Consider the following 19,880-nt stretch of genomic DNA (forward strand, 5'->3'; position numbering starts at 1 on the left):
AAATAGATAACATTGAGTCCTAACATATAATTGTTAGGACTTTTTTTGTACATTGAAAGTCGAAAAAATCAACAAATAAATTAAAACAAAAAATATGTCAGGAATTTTAGACTTGTTAAACAGCGATTTAGGAAAAACAATAGTAAGTGGTGTTTCTAATCAAACCAATCAATCACAAAATAAAACACAGGATGTATTAACAATGGCATTACCAGTGTTAATGGCAGCCATGAAAAAAAATGCTGCTACACCTCAAGGTGCTGAAGGCTTATTAGGTGCCATAGGAAGCAAACACAACGGGAGCGTTTTAGATAATCTTGGTAGTTTATTTGAAGGCGGCGTTGATTCAAGTGTTTTAGAAGATGGCGGAAAAATATTAGGTCACGTATTAGGAGGCAAACAACAACATGTTGAAATGGCTTTAAGTCAAAAATCAGGTATTGATGCTGGTTCTGTTGCTCAAATATTAAAAGTAGCAGCACCAATTTTAATGGGAGTTTTGGGTAATCAAGCAAAAAAACAAAATGTAAATAGCGCTAGTGGCCTTGAAGGAATGCTAGGTGGTTTACTTGGTGGAAGCTCGGCTAAAAATGAGCAAAGTTTTTTAGAATCAATTCTTGATGCTGATGGTGATGGCAGTGTTATTGATGATGTTGCCGGTATGGTTTTAGGTGGTTCTAAAAAGAAAGGTGGCCTTGGCGGTTTGCTAGGCGGTCTGTTTGGGGGAAAATAATTTCAGTTCAACTAATTTATATATGTGTTAGTCTTAATTGGCTGACACATTTTTTTTGTTAAAAAGTTATAAACAACTCTTTAAATAATTCTTTTTTTGTAAATTCATGCTAAAATAAGACATTATGAAAGTCTTTCTATATATCCTTATAATTCTCGTCTGTTTTGCAAGTTGCAATACTTCTAAAATTTCGAATTCTACTAGTAAAGAACTGCATCAAGCAACAGCAAATGATACCATTAGAATTGCTAACGAATCGTTAGAATATGAAATAATCATTATCGAACCAGGATTTGATTCTTGGTTAGCTAGCACTGCAAAACCTGAAGGCTTCTATTCTCAAACATATTTAGAAAACAAAAATTATATCTATGTAACCGAATGGAATAGCAGAGTATTACAACCTCAACGATTTAATCCTAATCTTTATGAAATGCAAATTGACTACAACCAAGGAATAGATTATGGTTATGATGTTAATTATAAGCTATATAATTATTTTATATATTTTCAATTAAAACACAAGCAACAATTAGGTCCATTTGTTCCAAGAATTTAATTTTAATAATTTTGCAACTAAATTAATGATGTGAAAATTTTTAAAGAACGTTGGAATATTTCTAATAATTGGCAACTAATTTTTCCTTTTTTAGGTATTGCTGTTTTATTATATTCTTCGTTTAAATTATCAAAAGTATTTCTTAAAGATGCTCATATTTCCTTTCATTTAATTTTAAGTATTATTTTCTATTTCGTGCTTTTAAAGTTTGCCTTATTCCTCATTAAAAAACTAGAAAACAAATGGAAAGTAAAATTTAAATGGGAAATGATATCCATCTTTTTAGTTTTTGCAATTACCGGAACATCTTCAATTTATATTTCCAGACCTATTATTAAAATTATTGGAATTACTAAAGAAAACTTAAACCCTGTTGTTTATTGGGTTTTATATATTATTATTGGCTTTATTTTTTATCAAATATTACTTGTAACTATTGGTTGGGTTTTTGGGCAGTTTAAATTTTTCTGGAATTTCGAAAAAAGGATGCTTATTAAACTTGGCTTTAAACGTTTTAAAGATTAATGCGCTTTTTTAGAGAACATATACTTTATAAAATTCTTGCTCTTACGTTAGCTTGCGCCATACTTATTCCTACTACTGTAAAATTTACACATGCTTTCAATCATTATAAACATGAAGTTTGTTTTGGAGAAAAAAGCACGCATTTGCATAAAGTAGACCTTAATTGTAAATTTTATGATTTTAAATTAACCCAAAAAATTTTAGTAAGTCATTTTCTTTTCAACGTTTTTCAACCCAAACAACAACATTTAAAAATAGTATCTCAATACTTCTTTTTAAGTAGTTACCAACAACTTCATTTTTCACTTCGTGGACCACCATCATTAGTTTAAAATCTTTCATATTAACTGAAATTAATTCAGATTTCAAAAAGAAATAAATTAATAAACATGTTACAACAATTATTAATAACACTTCATAAGAGTGACATTGTTGCAACAAAAAACACGTACATGAAACAAATAATAACTATTATGTTGCTACTGGCAACTACATTTATATATTCACAAAACACATTAGAAGGCACTGTAATTGATAACGATACAAAAGAAGGATTAAACTTTGTAAATGTTTATTTTCCAAGTCTTGAAAAAGGAAGTGTTACTAAGGAAAAAGGAATCTTCAAAATTACCGGATTACCTTCTGGAACTTATAAAATTCTGTTTTCAATGATTGGTTATGAAACACAATCATTAAATATTAACATCCCAAATAAAGAACCTTTAAACATCAATTTAATACCATCTGCTATTGAAATGGAAGATGTGATCATATCAACTCCTTTTCACAAATTGCAAAGCGAAAACGTTATGAAAGTTGAACAAAAAAAAGTTTCTGATTTAAAAGCGAATGGTTCAGTCACATTGGCTGACGGCATTACAAACATTGCCGGTGTAGAAAGTGTTTCTACAGGATTGAGTATCGGAAAGCCTGTGATCAGAGGTTTGAGCTCCAACAGGGTTTTGGTTTATACACAAGGTGTACGATTAGAAAATCAACAATTTGGTGATGAACATGGTCTTGGTATTAGTGATAGTGGCATTGAAAGCGTTGAAGTTATCAAAGGTCCGGCTTCCTTGCTTTATGGAAGTGATGCCTTAGGAGGAGTTTTATACCTAAATCCTGAAAAATTTGCACCATCAAATACAACTAAAGGAGATGTTAGTGGAAACTATTTCAGTAATACTTTAGGGTATAATACTGGTGCAGGTGTTAAAACTTCTGGTGATAAATTTAAATTTTTATTTAGAGGAAGCCTTGCTGAACATTCTGATTATAAAACAAAAGATTATCGTGTAACAAACACTCGTTTTAGAGAACAGGATTTTAAAACCGGTATTGGATACCAATCTACTAATTTTAAAACAGAATTCAGATATAACGTCAATAATTCAAAACTAGGAATTCCAGAAGGTTTAGGTGAGCAATCGAAAAATAAAACGCCTTTAATTCCTTTTCAGGAAATAACCAATCACGTATTTAGTTCAAAATCCAATTTGTTTTTTAACAACTCAAGTCTAGACATCAATTTAGGATATCTGTATAATAACAGAAAGGAATTTGCAGAAGAAACTCTTAATGGCGAAGATTTGAAACCTGAATTACAATTAAAATTAAAAACGTTTAACTATGATGTAAAATACAATATGCCAAAATTTGGTGATTTTGAAACCATTATTGGTGTACAAGGAATGAATCAAGTAAATACCAATTATGGCCCTGAAGAATTAATACCTGATGCAACAACTAATGATATTGGCGTTTTGGCTGTTACCCACATTCACTTCAATGATATTGGTATTCAAATTGGAGCACGCTATGATAACAGAATGATTAATATTGATTCTGGAATCAATAAAAACTTCAACAGTTTTAATGGTGCTGCAGGAATCAAACTTGATGTATTAAACAATATTACGGCACGTTTAAATTTGGCAACTGGTTTTAGAGCTCCAAACTTAGCCGAACTCACTTCTGATGGTATTCATGAAGGAACAAATCGTTATGAAAAAGGAAATATCAATTTACAAAATGAACAAAATATTCAAACCGATTTAGCTTTAGAATACAAAAACGAACATATTGATTTTTTTGTAAATGCCTTTTACAATAAAGTAAACAACTACATATTTCTTTCTCCAAACGGAGATATTATTGATAGTAGCCCTGTTTTTGTTTACCTGCAAAATGACGCCAAATTATATGGTGGTGAATTTGGATTGCATTTTCATCCGCATCCGTTAGATTGGTTACACTTTGAATCTAGTTTTGAAACAGTAACTGGAAAACTTTCAAACAATGATTATTTACCTTTAATTCCTGCTAATTCTTTAAGCAACACGTTAAGAGCAGAATTTGATGGCAAATTAATTACAAAAGGATATGCCTTTATAAAATTCAAATCTACTTTCAGTCAAAATAATGTTAGCACTTTCGAAACTAATACCCCAAGTTACAACTTGTTAAGTGCAGGTTTTGGCGGCACAGTAGAGTTTTTGAAAAACGACTTAACCATAAGTATTTCTGGAAATAACTTAACAGATAAAACCTATATCAATCATTTATCAAGATTAAAAACCGATAATATTTTTAATATGGGAAGAAATATTAGTATAGGCTTAACGTATAATCTGTAAAGTAAAAATCACCCATAAGTTTTAAATTTATGGGTGATTTTTTTACTTGCTTTTTCCTTTAAAAATATTGCTGTAAATCCACATTAGTGTAAACGTTGGAATAAAATCAAATCCTGGTAATGCTTCTTCTGCAAAATTTATTACAGCAGCAACCTTTCCGGAAGTCCCTTTATATAATTTAGTCATTATCCAAGCAGATAGTGGTGCCCAAATAATATCAGACAACTCACCTATTCCAGGTATTAAATAGGACACATATCCAATGGCATCAAATAAAATACTTAATAGTAACTTTTTGTATTTATTCATTTTAAAAATTTTTGAATGTCCTTAATCTGTCACAATAAGGCTTTCCATGTCAGGTCGAGCGCAGTCGAGACCTCATTGTTAATTTATTAAGCACGATAACCTCTCGACTGCGCTCGAGGTGACAGTAATATGATTTATTACGGACAATCAGTTAAAATTTAACCATCAAAAAATAACAAGAAATATACCAAAGCTATTTTCCTATTAATTTTAAAAATTCGTTTCTGGTTTCAATTTTTTCAAACTGACCTCTAAATCCAGATGTGGTTGTTACAGAATTTTGTTTTTGAACGCCTCTCATCATCATACACATATGTGCAGCTTCAATAACAACTGCTACACCTTGTGGTTTTAATGTATCGTTAATACAATCTAAAATTTGCTCTGTTAAGCGTTCTTGCACTTGCAAACGTCTTGCAAACACATCAACAATTCTTGGAAGCTTGCTCAAACCTACAATATATCCATTAGGAATATAAGCTATATGAGCTTTTCCAAAAAATGGCAGAATGTGATGTTCGCAAAGTGAATACAACTCAATATCTTTTACAATTACCATTTCATTGTATGACTCTTTAAACATGGCACTTTTAAGAATTTCAACTGGATCCTGATGATAGCCTTGCGTTAAAAATTGCATTGCTTTGGCCGCTCTTTCTGGCGTTTTTTCCAAACCATCACGTGAAATATCTTCACCTAGATCTATAATGATATTTTTGTATCTGTTTTTAACATCATCTGTGACCTGAATGTTATATTCTTCAAATTTTTTGTTAGCCATTTTAATTAGTTTGTTTCTTTAATTTATGGATATAGTTTGCTTTTAACTTTTTCAATTTAGGGTTGATTATATATTGGCAATAAGGCTGTTCTTTATTCAAATTATAATAATCTTGATGATAATCTTCAGCATTATAAAATACACCAACTTCAACAATTTCAGTTGTAATTGAATTGTTAAATATTTCCTCTTTTTCTAAATACAAAATGAAATCTATTGCTTCTTGCTTTTGAAAATCATTGCTATAAAAAATTGCAGAACGATATTGGGAACCTACATCATTCCCTTGTCTGTTTAAAGTGGTTGGATCATGAGTTGCAAAGAAAATTTCCAATAATTCTTTATAGGTTATTTGTGTTTCATCGAAATAAATCTGAATAGCTTCTGCATGCCCTGTTCTTCCTGTACAAATTTCTCTGTAAGCAGGGTTTTTTATTGATCCACCTGTATAGCCAGAAACTACTCGCTCTACACCTTCTAAATTTTTAAAAACAGCTTCAGTACACCAAAAACAACCGCCAGCAAATGTGGCTATTTGTAAAGTATCATTCATAGTTTTAAAGTTAAGTAAATATTAGTTGTTTTAATTGCTAAATCCTTACAAGGTGCTACATTTTAACTTTTAGTTAAGGATTAAATGTTTATAGCCTGCGTAAATTTGTAGTATTTACTGTAACAAACTATTTTTTTTATTGTCTTTAAAAAAGACATAAAAAATCATCAATCAAAAATCAATTAATGAAATTCTTTCTTTTTTTCACCTTTCTAATTGCTATTAACCTTTCCGTTTATTCCCAAAACAAAAAAACTTATCATATCAAGCGAACTCAAAATGCTCCTAAAATAGATGGAGTTTTAGATGATGACACTTGGAAAATATCTGAAGATGCTCAAGATTTCACTCAATTCAGGCCAGAAATGGGTATAAAAGAAACAGATAGTATTAAAACAAAAGTAAAAATCACCTATGATGATGATGCAATTTATTTTGGTGCTTACCTGCATGATAATCCTTCAAAAATAATACGCCAAATGACTACTAGAGATAATTTTGGACAGTCAGATTTTTTTGGAATTATCTTAAATCCTAATAATGATGCACAAAACGATACCGAGTTTTTTATATTCAGCTCTGGCACACAAGCCGATGCCATTTCCAATCCAAGTATAGGAGAAGATTTTGGTTGGAATGCAGTTTGGGAAAGTAAAGTGAACATGGTTGATGATGGCTGGATAGTTGAAGTAAAAATACCATACAGAGCTCTTAGGTTTTCAAATGAAAATGTACAAACATGGGGTTTACAATTTCATAGACAATTTAGGAGAAACCGTTCTCAATACACATGGAATCCAATAGATAGAACAAAAGGAAATGCTGGTTTATACCATGGTGAACTTAAAACCTTAGAAAATATTGAATCTCCTACACGTCTTAGTTTTTATCCATTCACTTCATCGTTAGTGAATTCCTATGAAGGTGATATAGAAACAGATTTAAATTTTGGACTTGACGTTAAATATGGAATTACTGAAAATTTTACGTTAGATGCTACTTTAGTGCCCGATTTTAGCCAAGCAGGATTTGATGATTTAGAATTAAACTTAGGTCCATTTGAACAAACTTACTCAGAACAGCGTCAATTTTTTACAGAAGGTGTCGATTTATTTAGCAAAGGAGATTTATTTTTTTCCAGACGTGTAGGAAGTGGCCCAACAGGAGACGTTGTATTAAATGATAATGAGGAAACTAAAAATTATCCAAATTCTGTAAAAGTTTTAAATGCTATTAAATTATCTGGCAGAACAAAAAACGGTTTAGGAATTGGCCTTTTCAATGCTGTTACAGAACAAACTAATGCCACCATAAAAGACACCATTTCTGGCGAAACAAGAGAACAAGTTGTAGAGCCATTAGCTAATTATAATATTCTGGTTTTAGATCAACAATTTAATAAAAACTCTTCGATAAGTTTAATAAATACCAATGTTACCAGAGATGGTCATTTTAGAGATGCTAATGTTACAGGGTTAGTTTTTGATGTATCAAATAAGAGAAATACTTATAGTGCTTATGGTGAAGCTAAAATGAGTAGCCTTAATTTGGATGAAGGGAATTCAACAGGATTTAGTTCATTTTTTAGAGCTGGAAAATCACATGGTAAATTCAGGTATAGTTTTGACCACAGTTATGCAGATACCAAATATGACATCAATGATTTAGGATTATTGTACAGAAACAATTATAACAACTTTGGTATAGACTTTACCTATAGAATTTTTGAACCTACTAAAAAATTAAACAATTATTATATTGGCACCTATGTAAACTATACCCGATTAGCTAATCCAGGAGAATATACAGGAAGTAGTTTTGGTTTTAATTATAATGCAGAAACTAAATCTTTAAACAACTTTGGTGGAAACTTAAATTACCAAATAGGTAAACAATTTGATTATTTTGAGCCAAGAACAGAAGGGCGTTATTTTATTTATGAAGACAGAATAAATTCTAACCTTTGGTTTTCTTCAAATTACAATAAAAAATACGCCTTTGATACTAGCCTTGGCGGTGCTACTTTTTTCGAAAAAAACAGAAACACAAATGAATTTTGGGTTGAAGTTAGTCCGAGAATTCGATTTAATGAAAAATTATTAATCTCCTATTCTCTCGAGTACAATAAAGAATTCAATGATAGAGGATATGTTACAACAGTTGGAAATGACATTGTTTTTGGTGAACGCAATAGGAAAACGCAGGTAAACAGTATTAAAGCCAGTTATACATTTAATTCTTTCAACGGAATATCTTTAACTTTTAGAAATTATTGGTCAACTGTAAAATATAAAAACAATCTGTTTACTTTAGAAGATAATGGGCGTTTAAATCAAAATTTAGGGTATAAAGCTGATGGTTTAGAAAATAATCCTAATATAAACTATAACACTTGGAATTTAGATTTAAACTACTCCTGGCAATTTGCTCCGGGAAGTTTTTTAACAGCTTTATATAGAAACCAGTTATTCAATTATGATAATGCCGCAAAAGATTCATATGGAACAAGTTTAAAAACCCTGTTTAATCAATCTATTCAAAATACATTTTCTTTACGCATCCAATATTTTATTGATTATGCTGGAATTAAAAATGCTTTTAATAAGAAAAGTAATTCTTAATTGTACATAAAACATTAAAGTAGTAAATTCACCATTAATATTTACTTTTTATGATTCAAGCAAAAAACATCCATAAATTCTATAATGATTTACATGTTTTAAAAGGTGTCGATATTCACATAAAAAAAAGTGAAGTGGTTTCTATTGTTGGTGCATCTGGTGCCGGAAAAACCACCTTACTACAAATACTGGGAACCCTTGATTCTGCCTCAAAAAACGAGAAATTTGATTTAATAATCAACGATATTAATATCAACTCGCTTAACGAAAAAGCTTTAGCCAAGTTTAGAAATGAGCATATTGGTTTTATTTTTCAGTTTCATCAATTATTACCCGAGTTTACTGCTATTGAAAATGTATGCATTCCTGCTTTTATTAAGGGTACAAAAAAACCTGATGCAGAAAAACGTGCTGTTGAGCTTTTAGATTTTTTAGGATTATCCCATCGTCATCATCACAAACCTAACGAACTATCTGGTGGTGAGCAACAACGTGTAGCTGTTGCCAGAGCGTTGATTAATAACCCAGATTTAATCTTTGCCGACGAACCTTCAGGAAATTTAGATAGCGAATCTGCCGAGAATTTACATAGTCTGTTTTTTAAATTACGTAATCAATTTGGGCAAACCTTTGTTATTGTAACTCACAATGAAGAACTAGCCAATTTAGCAGACAGAAAACTTGTAATGGTTGATGGAAAAATTATAAACAATTAGTGGCTAAAAACATTAATAAAGCAGAACTCAAAGAGTTTCTTGACTCCAAGGTTGAGCAATACAACAAACTTCAATTTATTGAAAGCGACCCCATTCAAGTTCCACATCAATTCATATTAAAAGAGGACATTGAAATTGCTGGGTTTTTAACTGCTACTATTTCTTGGGGAAACCGAAAAAGCATTATAAAAAATGCTAAACGAATGGTAGAATTACTGGATAATTCTCCATATGATTTTGTTTTAAATCATCATGAAACCGACTTAGAAAAACTTAAGTCTTTTGTCCACAGAACGTTTAACGGAGAAGACTTTATCCAGTTTATAAAATCCCTTCAACATATATATAAAAACCATAACGGATTAGAATCTGTATTTTTAAAACATGCTGAAAAGAATTCTTTGCAAAGTTCCATTTCGAAATTTAAATCTATCTTTTTTGAAGAAGAACATCTCATTAGAACACAAAAGCACATTAGCGATCCATTAAAAAATTCGGCCGCCAAACGTATTAATATGTTTTTAAGATGGATGATTAGAAATGATAATGCTGGTGTAGATTTTGGTATTTGGAATTCTTTATCGTCAAGCCAATTATCATGTCCGTTAGATGTGCATTCTGGCAATGTTGCAAGAAAATTAGGCTTACTAAAAAGAAAACAAAATGATGGCAAAGCATTAATTGAACTAGACACTGCATTAAGAAAATTAGACTCAAAAGACCCTGTTAAATATGACTTTGCCTTATTTGGTTTAGGGGTTTTTGAGGGTTTTTAACATTTGTTTTCTTTATATTTAAACAATTAATCTTAAATACAAAATGAAAAAAATTTTATCATTGGTTTTATCCATTTCGGTTTGTTCAGTATTTTCACAAAACATTAAAATTCCTGCTGATACAACTGTTACAACGTTTCACAGCATCACAATAAAAAATCAGGCAATTTCGTATAAAGCTATTGCAGGAACACAACCCGTTTGGAATGAAAAAGGAGAACCTATCGCAACCCTTTTTTACACCTATTATGAACGAGATAAAACTGATAAAAAAAACAGACCATTAATATTTTCATTTAATGGTGGTCCTGGTTCTGCTTCAGTTTGGATGCATATTGCATATACAGGTCCAAAAGTTTTAAATATTGATTCTGAAGGTTATCCGGTTCAACCATATGGTGTAGAGGACAACCCTAACTCGATCTTAGATGTTGCTGATATAGTTTTTATTGACCCAGTGAATACAGGATATTCAAGAATGATTACCGACAAAGAAGGTAAATTACCAAGTAGAGAGACTTTTTTTGGAATTAATGCCGACGTAAAATATTTGGCCGAATGGATGAATACATTCTTAACTAGGGTTAACCGATGGGAATCACCAAAATATATTATTGGCGAAAGTTACGGTGGCACACGTGTTATGGGATTAGCAAACGAATTACAAAGCAGACAATGGATGTTTTTAAATGGTGTAATTATGGTTTCTCCTGCAGACTATAAACTTTACAGCACTAATCAACCTGTTTATTCATCATTAAATTTACCGTATTTTACAGCTGCAGCTTGGTACCATAAAGCCTTGCCGGCAGATTTGCAAAATAAAGATTTGTTAGACATTTTACCAGAAGTTGAAGATTATGCGCTCAACAAGTTAATGCCTGCTCTTGCCAAAGGTGGATTTATCTCTGAAAATGAAAAACAAGATGTAGCTGAAAAAATGTCTTATTATTCCGGTTTAAGTAAAAAATCCATTTTACAAAATAATTTAAACGTTTCTACTAGTTTTTTCTGGAAAGACTTATTGAGAGACAAAACCGGACAAACAATTGGAAGATTAGATTCAAGATATTTAGGAATTGATAAAACCGAAGGTGGCGATAGTCCGGATTTTAATCCAGAATTAACATCATGGATGCATTCATTTACCCCAGCAATAAACTATTATATTCGCGAATTTTTAAACTTTAAAACTGATATAAAATATAATATGTTTGGCGATGTTCATCCTTGGGACAACAGAAACGACAATACCAGAGAAAATTTAAGACAAGCAATGGCTCAAAACCCTTATTTAAAAGTCATGATACAATCTGGTTATTATGATGGTGCTACTACTTATTTTGGAGCAAAATACACGATGCATCAAATAGATCCAAGTGGAAAAATGAAAGACAGATTTACTTTTAAAGGTTATAGAAGTGGGCATATGATGTATTTACGACAAGAAGATTTAAAAACTGCTAATGATGATTTAAGGAAATTCATTAAAAGCACATCTTATAAAGGAAAAGCAGCTAAGTACTAAACAAAAAAGCCTGACAAATTTGTCAGGCTTTTTATTGTTTAATTTTTTATCCTTTTAACCAAGCTTCACGCAATTTTATCTGAGCTTCTGTAGCATCGTCTTTTGGCATTAATGCTTCTCCATTGGTATAAGATTGTGTTGTTTTGGTTTTTATAATGATTTCTTTTCCATTTCTATCAAGCTTTACTTCAATATCTTTTCCTGGACTCCACATATAAACGTCCTGTAAAATTTGATTAGCATTTTGCAAGGTCATTTGCTTACCATCAATTTCTTTAATTACATCATTTGGCAACACACCTTGTTCAGTCCAAAAACTATTATCAGCAACTAAATCAGTAAAGAAAATGGTTCCTTTTTGTCCGTCTCCTCCTATTATTAAATTACCATTATTTTGAATATAGTTTGTTTTAACTTTTCCTTCTTTAATTTCTAAACCTACTTTATTAAAAAACTCGTTATAATTAATTGGAGTTGTTCCTATAACATGTGTATCGAAAAATGTTCTTAATGAAGGATATGTCATGGCTACAATTTCATCAAACAACTTATCATCTTCAAAAGGTTTATCCTTTCCATATTTTTTTGATAATTCTTTCATAAGCGATAAAATACCACGTTGCCCATTGCTTTCTTCACGCATTAAAATATCAACACACATACCTATTAAAGCTCCTTTTTGATACACATTATAATATTGTTTTGCGTAAGGATCATCCAATACATGTTCACTCATTTCGGTAAAACTCATGCTATCGTTCATTTGCAATGACGTTTGAATTTTGCCCATCATTTTTCCGTAAAAATCCTCTTCTGAAATCAACCCTTGATTTACTTGAAATAAATTTGCAAAATATTCTGTTACACCTTCATACATCCATAAATGTTTTGAAAATGTTGGGCTGTTATAATCAAAATAATGAACATCTTCAGAATGCACAGATAAAGGACTTACTATATGAAAAAATTCGTGTGAAACTGTTTCAATCATACTTTCGTCTAAAGCATCTTCTGGCATATCTTCTGGCATAACAACTACAGTTGATGTATGATGCTCTAAAGCACCAAAGCCTTTTGGCGAATCTTGTTCTCCTCTTGATAGATATAAGAAAATATCATAGCGTTTCGTACTGTTAATGTCTCCTAAAAATGCCTTTTGAGCTTGCATCATTTTAAACATCGCATCTTTTAAAGATGCTGCAGAATGCTTGTTGGTTGGAGAATACACACTTAACACAATGTTAATGTCGCCAACTTGAAACTTTTCAACAGTAAATTTACCATACATCATTGGGTTATCTGTGATATCAAAATATCTTGATGCTAAATAGGTTGTTGTGGCTGTTTTTCCATCATCACTGGTTTTAGTACCTGCATTTTGTAAAGCTGATGAGCGAACAAAATCTGCTGGAGCAGTTACCTCAAGTTTGTATTGGCTGCTCTTTAATGAATCAAAATATCCAATAAACCCATGTAAGTTTAATAAATAATCATCTGGTTCAATGTTTGTTCCTGCCGGAGAAAAAGGTGTATCTCCGCCAATACCACCAGTTACTTCAATATCGAAAGTATCATTTACATAATAAGTAATATAGTCTAAATTAAAAGCATTGTTAATTACCCAAGTATTAGTATCTGTTTTATTGAAAGAAAGTTGATTTCCTTTATAATCAAATGCTTTAAAATCATCAATGTATTTTCCAAAATCACTTACAGAATAAGTGCCCTGAACAACTTTTGGTAAATGATAAGTTACTGTTTCTGTTGTAAAACGCCCTGGATTAATTGTTACTGGCACCTTATCCTCAACTACTTTAGTTAAATTTATTTGAGTATCTATTGGCAAACTAATCGCTAAATCGTTTCCTGTGTTTTTTGTTGAACTACAACTAGCAAGTAATATTGCTACAAATAATGCTGATACAAATCTAATTTTCATGCTATATTTATTAAAATCTAATTTTTATGACTCCAAATGTAAAGTTATGTTACATTTTACATTCTTAATGTTATGTTAATACTTTTTATGCAAGAGAAGTAATCATATTTTATTGGCATTTTTTTGAATTTTTAGCTTTATGATATGCTTAAAAAATGGAAAAAATTATGTACGTTTGAAAAATCTAAAAAGAAATGCAGTTTAAACACCCAGAACTTCTTTACGCTTTATTTTTACTGCTAATCCCAATCATTGTTCATTTATTTCAATTTAGAAAATTTCAAAAAGAAGCGTTTACTAATGTTGCCTTTTTAAAAGAGGTTGCCATACAAACCCGCAAAAGCTCACAATTAAAAAAATGGCTTATACTACTTACCAGATTATTATTATTTACTGCGCTTATATTTGCCTTTGCTCAACCATTTTCTGCAAACTCAGATGCTATTGGCTCTGAAAATGAAACCGTTATTTACCTTGACAATTCTTTCAGCATGCAAGCTAAAGGAAACCAAGGAGAACTTTTAAAACGTGCTGTTCAAGATATTATTAGCGATGTTCCAGAAAACGAGAACATTTCATTAATCACAAATGAAACCACTTATAAAAACACAACTGTTAAGGCCATAAAAAACGAGCTGTTAACTCTTGATTATTCTTCTAAATCACTATCATATGATGCGGCTTTATTAAAATGTAAAAAACTTTTTAAACCTTCAGCAACAATTAGAAACATTGTTTTTATATCAGATTTTCAACAAAACAACACTGCTTTTAATCCTTTAAATGATTCATTGTTCAAAATTCATGCTGTTAAACTAAATCCTATCAACATAAATAATGTATCTATTGATTCAGCCTACATTTCTAATTCATCTGGAAACAATTTAGACTTAAAAGTCATTCTAAAAAATACAGGTATTGCTATTGATAATTTACCCGTTTCTTTATTTAACAATGACCAATTGATTGCAAAAACGTCGGTAACTTTAAATAAAGAAGCTGAAACATCATTTTCGCTTCCTACAAATGAAATAACAAATGGTAGAATAACCATTGAAGACACTAATTTACAATACGACAACAGTTTATTTTTTAACATTAATAAAACGCCAAAAATAAATGTACTAACCATAAATAATGGTGATGATTCTTTTTTAAAGCGTATTTATACAGACAAAGAGTTTAATTACACAACTACCCTATTAAATCAACTGGATTACAACATTATTAATGAGCAAAATTTAATCGTTTTAAATGAACTTAAGGACATACCAAGTACACTAACAAGTGTTTTAAAATTATTTACAAATCAAGGTGGATTTTTAATAGTTATTCCTTCAAAAGATATTGATATTCAATCTTACAATTCGCTTTTATCAAATTACAACACTTTATTTGAGACTATTTCAGAAACTGAAAAACAAGTAACAATAATAAACTATTCACATCCTTTATATGCCAATGGTGTTTTTGAAAAAAAGGTAACTAACTTTCAATACCCGAAAGTTGAAAGTTTTTTTAATGTTACAAATCAAGCAAATAATTTGATACTTCAGTTTGAAGATAATAAGCCATTTTTAATCGAAAACAATAAAGGGTTTATTTTTACATCTTCACTGGATGCTTCAAATTCAGACTTTAAAAACTCTCCTTTAATAGTTCCAACATTTTATAATATTGCCAAGTCTAGTTTTAAAATTCCTGCCTTGTATTTTACTATTGGAAATGAAAATACTTTTGATGTTTCTGTAAACCTCCATCAGGATGATATTTTATCGCTTGTTTCCAATGATATTAATTTGATTCCTAAACAGCAGTATTTTAACAATAAAGTTGTTATTACAACTGTTGACGAGCCTTCTGTTTCAAACATTTATTCGGTCAGTGATAAAAATGAGCCTATTCAAAATGTAAGTTATAATTACAACCGAGCTGAAAGTATTCTAAATTACCAGGAACTTTCAAGCTTGAAAAACATAACAATAAACGATTCTGTTACCGACATTTTTAATACATTAAAAAGTGATACAAAAATTAATGAGCTATGGAAATGGTTTGTTATTTTTGCATTAGCGTTCTTGATTATTGAAATGCTCATATTAAAATACTTTAAATGAACATACTTATAAAATCAGCTAAAATTATAGATCCTAAGAGCGAGTTTCATAATACAACTCAAGATCTTTTAATTGAAAAAGGTGTCATCTCTCAAATTGGTCACCAATTAAAAAATCCAAAAAAATATCAGGAAATTAAGTTTGAAAACCTACACATTTCACAAGGTTGGTTCGATAGCAGCGTTTGTTTTGGTGAACCAGGATTTGAAGAACGTGAAACTATTAAAAATGGTCTTAAAACTGCAGCAGCTTCTGGTTTTACTACTGTAGCAATGAATGCAAATTCAAGTCCTGTAATAGATTGTAATTCTGATGTTACTTTTGTGACTTCAAAAGGAGAAAATAATGCTGTTAAGTTATTACCAATTGGTGCTTTAACAAAAGATAGCCACGGAGAAGATTTGGCAGAGTTATTTGACATGAAAAGTGCTGGGGCTGTAGCCTTTTATGATTATCAAAAGCCTATATCAAATGCTAATCTCATGAAATTGGCATTGCAATACACTAGCAATTTTAATGGATTGGTTTGTTCATTCCCTCAAGATAATAGGATTACTGGTTTAGGAGTCATGAATGAAAACATTACAAGTACTTCATTGGGCTTAAAAGGAAATCCAAACCTATCAGAAGAGTTACAAGTTTCAAGAGATTTATTCCTTTTAGAATACACCAATGGAAAGCTTCATATACCGACTATTTCAACAGCTGGTTCTGTAGATTTAATTAGAGAAGCCAAAAAGAAAAAGCTAGATGTAACCTGCAGTGTAGCTATTCATAATTTATTTTTCACAGATGATATTTTAAATGATTTCAATACAGCTTATAAAGTTTCACCTCCTTTGCGTATTCAAAAAGATGTTGATGCTTTGCTAGAAGGTATTAAAGATGGCACTATTGATATGGTGACAAGTGACCATAACCCCATTGATATCGAACATAAAAAAGTAGAATTTGATCATGCAAAAAATGGGACCATCGGTTTAGAAAGTGCTTTTGGTGCTTTACAAACCATGTTCACTTTAAAGAAAACCATAGAACTTTTAACAAAAGGAAAATCAAGATTTGGTGTAGAACAAACACCTATAAATATTGGTAATACATTGAATATCACACTTTTTAATCCTGATACTAAATATACTTTTTCTGCAAATGACATTTTATCTAAATCAAAAAATGCTATTTTTGAAAACCAAAATTTAAAAGGAAAAGTATACGGAATTATTTCAAATAATAAAGTTTCTCTAAATTCTTAATTATGACAGAACAAGATATTGAAGCAGGAAGAAACAACGCTATTATTAGTTACTTAACCATATTTGGAACCATTATAGCTTTTTACCTAAATAATGAAAACAAAAACGAGTTTGCCAGTTTTCATATAAGACAAGCGCTTGGACTTTGGCTAACGTTTTTTGCATTGGGTTATATCGTTGGTGTTTTTGACAGTTGGTTTATCACCTTTGGATTTTATATGTTTTTTGGTGTGCTTTTTATTTTTGGTTTTGCAAATGCCATTGCCAGAAAAGCGCAAACCGTACCACTTGTTGGAGAATTATACCAAAAACTATTTGCTAATTTAGGTAAATAACCATGACAAACACTTCACTTTCTTTATATCATATTGTTAGAAAATCTAGCCTAGTTGAAAATGCACCATTATTAATTATGTTGCATGGATATGGAAGTGATGAAAACGATTTGTTTTCTTTTGCAAGCGAATTGCCAGAAGAGCTTTTTATTATTTCAGTGAGGGCGCCTTATTCACTTCAACCATATGGAAATGCTTGGTATGCTATTAATTTTGATGCCATTCAAGGAAAATGGAGTGATAATGAGCAAGCAAAAGAATCTAGGGATTTAATTGCGGATTTTGTTGATGAAGCTATTGACAAATATCCTGTTAATAAAAACAATGTGTCACTTTTAGGCTTTAGCCAAGGAACAATTTTAAGTTATGCAGTTGCTTTAACCTATCCTGAAAAAATTAGAAATGTAGTGGCTTTGAGCGGATATATTAATAAAGATATTATCCCTGAAAATATTACAACCAAAGACTACTCACATTTAGATTTTTATTGTTCTCATGGAAGTGTTGACCAAGTAATTCCTGTTGAGTGGGCCAGACAAACTCCACCATTTTTAAGCAGTTTAAACATTAAACTCATCTACTCAGAATTCCCAGTAGGTCATGGTGTTGCACCACAAAATTTTTATGAACTTAAAGAGTGGTTGTTACAACGTATTCAATAAAAAAGCATTTTTTTTAATATTATCATGGGTGCGAGGACAATTGTTGTTTGACTTTGTCAGAAAAAAACATAACTTCGTTTAACGTCTGATATAAAACATTAAAACGATTTCATATCAGCATAGTTATAAAACATTTGACAAAAATTGACAGAAAAAGAAAAGTATATAAATAATCCATTTACTATAAATTTACTTTATTCTACTTCTGTAATCATAAATGATTTAAGTAAAAAACCTGGATTTAAGTATGGACAAAACAATTATCATTTACTAAATATCTATGAAAAGTATTTATCTGATGTTGGCAAAATTAACAGCGAACTAAGAAGTGTTTTTGAACAAATAGATTTTATTTCAATCTTTTTACGAAGATTTCCAAGCAAAAAATTTTACCATGAAAATGGTATTGGAGAATTAGAATATATTCAATACCATACAGAAGTGTTATTTCACAAAGTTCATACTATATCCGAAATTATGAAATTATTGGTAAATGAAGTTTATTGTTTGGGAATTGAACGGAAAGACTGTAACTGGAAAAGACTTAATCAAAAACTACCAAAAGAAACACCTTGTTTAGCTCAAATTGAAAATTATCATGAAACATTTAAAGAATATATAGATTATAGGCATTTAAATACTCATCGCGGAATTTATATAGATGACGAAAAAGATTCTATTGAAAATGAATATGGATTAGGAATTTATTTAATTGCAAAGAGCCTTAATTATGAACTTGGAGATGATTTCAAAAAAGCATTTCCAAAAGTTCTCATTGACTATAAAATCAAAATTTTAAAAAAGGAGAGAATTAAGTTTCTTTGTGAAATTCAGAATAAAATTAATAAAAGTCTTAAATCTTTTCTAACTACATTGAATGAGGAATTTGATTCTAAAAAAAACGTTTTAAAACACCGTGTATAAAAAATGCTTAATTTAGTTCTTAATCAAAGGCTCGTGCAATTTTGCTAAGTCTGATTTTCCTACGGAAAATCTTCGCTCGCAAACACGCAACTTTCCATATACCAAACGTTAAACGAACTTAAAAAAATTCATATATTTATTTTATAATAACACATAAAAAAAGCCAGCTTTAAAGCTGGCTTTTTAATTCATTATTTTTATATCAATTAGCTATTAATTACTAATCTAAATCCTTCACCATGTATGTTAAGGATTTCTACTTTTTCATCTAGCTTTAAATACTTACGCAATTTAGCAATATAAACATCCATACTTCTTGATGTAAAATAATTGTCATCTCTCCATATTTTAGTTAATGCTAATTGACGTGGCATTAAATCATTTTCATGCAAAGCTAATAATCGTAATAATTCATTTTCTTTTGGAGATAATTTCACAGGATCACCACCTTTAAAACGCAAAAAACGAAGTTTAGAATTTAAGTCGAAAGCTCCAATTTTGAATTCAAATTGTTTGCTATCCGAAATAGTTTCTGTAGCCTTACGTTGCATAATGGCTTTAATCTTCATTAGCAAGACTTCACTATCAAAAGGCTTATTCAAATAATCATCAGCACCTACTTTATACCCTTTTAAAACGTCTTCTTTCATGGTTTTAGCCGTTAAAAATACAATAGGCACTTCTTTATTTTTTTCACGTATTTCTTTCGCCAAAGTAAAGCCATCTTTGTATGGCATCATGACATCTAAAATACATAAATCAAAATCGTCTTTTTTGAATTTTTCAAAACCTTCCATGCCGTTTTTGGCATGAACTACGTCATAATCATTCATCATTAAATAGTCTTTAAGAACAGTTCCAAAATTAGGATCGTCTTCTACTAATAAAATTTTCTTGTTTTGTTCTTCCATAA

19 protein-coding genes are annotated in these 19,880 nt (G+C 30.4%); 14 read left to right on the forward strand and 5 right to left on the reverse strand.

Translation table 11 applies throughout. The annotated features are described in order from the left end of the window. The first annotated feature begins 94 nt into the window (after positions 1-94). The 5 genes from V8G69_RS12525 (at position 95) to V8G69_RS12545 (ending at position 4,453) form a co-directional block, all read left to right on the forward strand. Positions 95-733 (forward strand): DUF937 domain-containing protein, encoded by a 639-nt coding sequence (locus V8G69_RS12525; RefSeq protein ID WP_394882343.1) that lies wholly within the window; start codon positions 95-97, stop codon positions 731-733. A 124-nt stretch (positions 734-857) separates the two neighbouring features. After that, positions 858-1,292 carry a DUF6146 family protein gene (locus V8G69_RS12530; RefSeq protein WP_394882344.1) on the forward strand — a complete coding sequence of 145 codons (435 nt, stop codon included), beginning with the start codon at positions 858-860 and terminating at the stop codon, positions 1,290-1,292. 30 nt (positions 1,293-1,322) lie between these two features. After that, positions 1,323-1,817, forward strand: a complete 495-nt coding sequence (locus tag V8G69_RS12535; RefSeq protein ID WP_394882345.1) for a DUF6787 family protein — start codon at positions 1,323-1,325, stop codon at positions 1,815-1,817. Beyond that, a complete protein-coding gene (locus V8G69_RS12540; RefSeq protein ID WP_394882346.1) occupies positions 1,817-2,149 on the forward strand; it encodes a hypothetical protein in 333 nt (110 codons plus the stop codon). Before V8G69_RS12535 ends, V8G69_RS12540 begins: the two co-directional genes overlap by 1 nt. A gap of 120 nt (positions 2,150-2,269) precedes the next feature. Further along, complete coding sequence (locus tag V8G69_RS12545) at positions 2,270-4,453, forward strand: TonB-dependent receptor domain-containing protein (protein WP_394882347.1); 2,184 nt, start codon at positions 2,270-2,272, stop codon at positions 4,451-4,453. A gap of 42 nt (positions 4,454-4,495) precedes the next feature. Here V8G69_RS12545 and V8G69_RS12550 read toward each other — a convergent pair whose 3' ends face one another. From V8G69_RS12550 to msrA, 3 genes are all read right to left on the reverse strand, one after another. Next, the gene (locus V8G69_RS12550; protein WP_394882348.1) at positions 4,496-4,762 is read right to left on the reverse strand and encodes a hypothetical protein; all 267 of its coding nucleotides are present in this window, start codon (positions 4,760-4,762) and stop codon (positions 4,496-4,498) included. A gap of 193 nt (positions 4,763-4,955) precedes the next feature. Next, on the reverse strand, positions 4,956-5,543 hold the full coding sequence (gene folE, locus V8G69_RS12555; RefSeq protein WP_394882350.1) for a GTP cyclohydrolase I FolE: 588 nt from the start codon (positions 5,541-5,543) through the stop codon (positions 4,956-4,958). Position 5,544: 1 nt separating this feature from the next. Continuing rightward, on the reverse strand, positions 5,545-6,096 hold the full coding sequence (gene msrA, locus V8G69_RS12560; protein WP_394882351.1) for a peptide-methionine (S)-S-oxide reductase MsrA: 552 nt from the start codon (positions 6,094-6,096) through the stop codon (positions 5,545-5,547). Between the two features lie 185 nt (positions 6,097-6,281). On the opposite strand from msrA, the gene V8G69_RS12565 reads away from it, so the two are divergent. Genes V8G69_RS12565 through V8G69_RS12580 form a run of 4 tightly spaced genes read left to right on the forward strand, consistent with a single transcriptional unit; the run spans position 6,282 to position 11,737 of the window. Continuing rightward, positions 6,282-8,717: a DUF5916 domain-containing protein gene (locus V8G69_RS12565; protein WP_394882352.1), complete on the forward strand. Its 2,436-nt coding sequence runs from the start codon at positions 6,282-6,284 to the stop codon at positions 8,715-8,717. A 50-nt stretch (positions 8,718-8,767) separates the two neighbouring features. Next, the gene (locus tag V8G69_RS12570; RefSeq protein WP_394882353.1) at positions 8,768-9,433 is read left to right on the forward strand and encodes an ABC transporter ATP-binding protein; all 666 of its coding nucleotides are present in this window, start codon (positions 8,768-8,770) and stop codon (positions 9,431-9,433) included. 11 nt (positions 9,434-9,444) lie between these two features. Further along, on the forward strand, positions 9,445-10,209 hold the full coding sequence (locus tag V8G69_RS12575) for a TIGR02757 family protein (RefSeq protein WP_394882417.1): 765 nt from the start codon (positions 9,445-9,447) through the stop codon (positions 10,207-10,209). A 43-nt stretch (positions 10,210-10,252) separates the two neighbouring features. Then, a complete protein-coding gene (locus tag V8G69_RS12580) occupies positions 10,253-11,737 on the forward strand; it encodes a S10 family peptidase (RefSeq protein ID WP_394882354.1) in 1,485 nt (494 codons plus the stop codon). A 46-nt stretch (positions 11,738-11,783) separates the two neighbouring features. Here V8G69_RS12580 and V8G69_RS12585 read toward each other — a convergent pair whose 3' ends face one another. Continuing rightward, a complete protein-coding gene (locus tag V8G69_RS12585; RefSeq protein WP_394882355.1) occupies positions 11,784-13,676 on the reverse strand; it encodes a peptidase M61 in 1,893 nt (630 codons plus the stop codon). Between the two features lie 194 nt (positions 13,677-13,870). Here V8G69_RS12585 and V8G69_RS12590 point away from each other — a divergent pair, with 194 nt between their 5' ends. The 5 genes from V8G69_RS12590 to V8G69_RS12610 all read left to right on the forward strand — a co-directional run bounded on the left by V8G69_RS12590 (position 13,871) and on the right by V8G69_RS12610 (position 18,967). Further along, positions 13,871-15,793: a BatA and WFA domain-containing protein gene (locus tag V8G69_RS12590; RefSeq protein ID WP_394882356.1), complete on the forward strand. Its 1,923-nt coding sequence runs from the start codon at positions 13,871-13,873 to the stop codon at positions 15,791-15,793. Further along, positions 15,790-17,046 carry a dihydroorotase family protein gene (locus V8G69_RS12595; RefSeq protein WP_394882358.1) on the forward strand — a complete coding sequence of 419 codons (1,257 nt, stop codon included), beginning with the start codon at positions 15,790-15,792 and terminating at the stop codon, positions 17,044-17,046. The genes V8G69_RS12590 and V8G69_RS12595 overlap by 4 nt, the downstream gene beginning before the upstream one ends. 2 nt (positions 17,047-17,048) lie before the next feature. Further along, entirely contained in the window at positions 17,049-17,381 is a 333-nt protein-coding gene (locus tag V8G69_RS12600; RefSeq protein ID WP_394882359.1) for a hypothetical protein, read from the forward strand. Between the two features lie 2 nt (positions 17,382-17,383). After that, positions 17,384-18,043 carry an alpha/beta hydrolase gene (locus tag V8G69_RS12605; protein ID WP_394882360.1) on the forward strand — a complete coding sequence of 220 codons (660 nt, stop codon included), beginning with the start codon at positions 17,384-17,386 and terminating at the stop codon, positions 18,041-18,043. A 144-nt stretch (positions 18,044-18,187) separates the two neighbouring features. Next, positions 18,188-18,967 (forward strand): Cthe_2314 family HEPN domain-containing protein, encoded by a 780-nt coding sequence (locus tag V8G69_RS12610; protein ID WP_394882361.1) that lies wholly within the window; start codon positions 18,188-18,190, stop codon positions 18,965-18,967. A gap of 206 nt (positions 18,968-19,173) precedes the next feature. Here V8G69_RS12610 and V8G69_RS12615 read toward each other — a convergent pair whose 3' ends face one another. Beyond that, positions 19,174-19,878, reverse strand: coding sequence for a response regulator transcription factor (locus V8G69_RS12615; protein WP_394882362.1), 705 nt, complete (start codon positions 19,876-19,878; stop codon positions 19,174-19,176). Positions 19,879-19,880: the final 2 nt, after the last annotated feature.

It is taken from the genome of Gaetbulibacter sp. M235 (genome assembly GCF_043876835.1).
GTDB lineage: Bacteria > Bacteroidota > Bacteroidia > Flavobacteriales > Flavobacteriaceae > Yeosuana.

Coding starts and splice junctions, on each gene's coding strand:
- V8G69_RS12525 (WP_394882343.1), top strand. CDS start 95: ATGTCAGGAATTTTAGACTTGTTAAACAGCGATTTAGGAAAAACAATA.
- V8G69_RS12530 (WP_394882344.1), top strand. CDS start 858: ATGAAAGTCTTTCTATATATCCTTATAATTCTCGTCTGTTTTGCAAGT.
- V8G69_RS12540 (WP_394882346.1), top strand. CDS start 1,817: ATGCGCTTTTTTAGAGAACATATACTTTATAAAATTCTTGCTCTTACG.
- V8G69_RS12545 (WP_394882347.1), top strand. CDS start 2,270: ATGAAACAAATAATAACTATTATGTTGCTACTGGCAACTACATTTATA.
- V8G69_RS12550 (WP_394882348.1), bottom strand. CDS start 4,762: ATGAATAAATACAAAAAGTTACTATTAAGTATTTTATTTGATGCCATT.
- folE (WP_394882350.1), bottom strand. CDS start 5,543: ATGGCTAACAAAAAATTTGAAGAATATAACATTCAGGTCACAGATGAT.
- msrA (WP_394882351.1), bottom strand. CDS start 6,096: ATGAATGATACTTTACAAATAGCCACATTTGCTGGCGGTTGTTTTTGG.
- V8G69_RS12565 (WP_394882352.1), top strand. CDS start 6,282: ATGAAATTCTTTCTTTTTTTCACCTTTCTAATTGCTATTAACCTTTCC.
- V8G69_RS12570 (WP_394882353.1), top strand. CDS start 8,768: ATGATTCAAGCAAAAAACATCCATAAATTCTATAATGATTTACATGTT.
- V8G69_RS12580 (WP_394882354.1), top strand. CDS start 10,253: ATGAAAAAAATTTTATCATTGGTTTTATCCATTTCGGTTTGTTCAGTA.
- V8G69_RS12585 (WP_394882355.1), bottom strand. CDS start 13,676: ATGAAAATTAGATTTGTATCAGCATTATTTGTAGCAATATTACTTGCT.
- V8G69_RS12590 (WP_394882356.1), top strand. CDS start 13,871: ATGCAGTTTAAACACCCAGAACTTCTTTACGCTTTATTTTTACTGCTA.
- V8G69_RS12595 (WP_394882358.1), top strand. CDS start 15,790: ATGAACATACTTATAAAATCAGCTAAAATTATAGATCCTAAGAGCGAG.
- V8G69_RS12600 (WP_394882359.1), top strand. CDS start 17,049: ATGACAGAACAAGATATTGAAGCAGGAAGAAACAACGCTATTATTAGT.
- V8G69_RS12605 (WP_394882360.1), top strand. CDS start 17,384: ATGACAAACACTTCACTTTCTTTATATCATATTGTTAGAAAATCTAGC.
- V8G69_RS12615 (WP_394882362.1), bottom strand. CDS start 19,878: ATGGAAGAACAAAACAAGAAAATTTTATTAGTAGAAGACGATCCTAAT.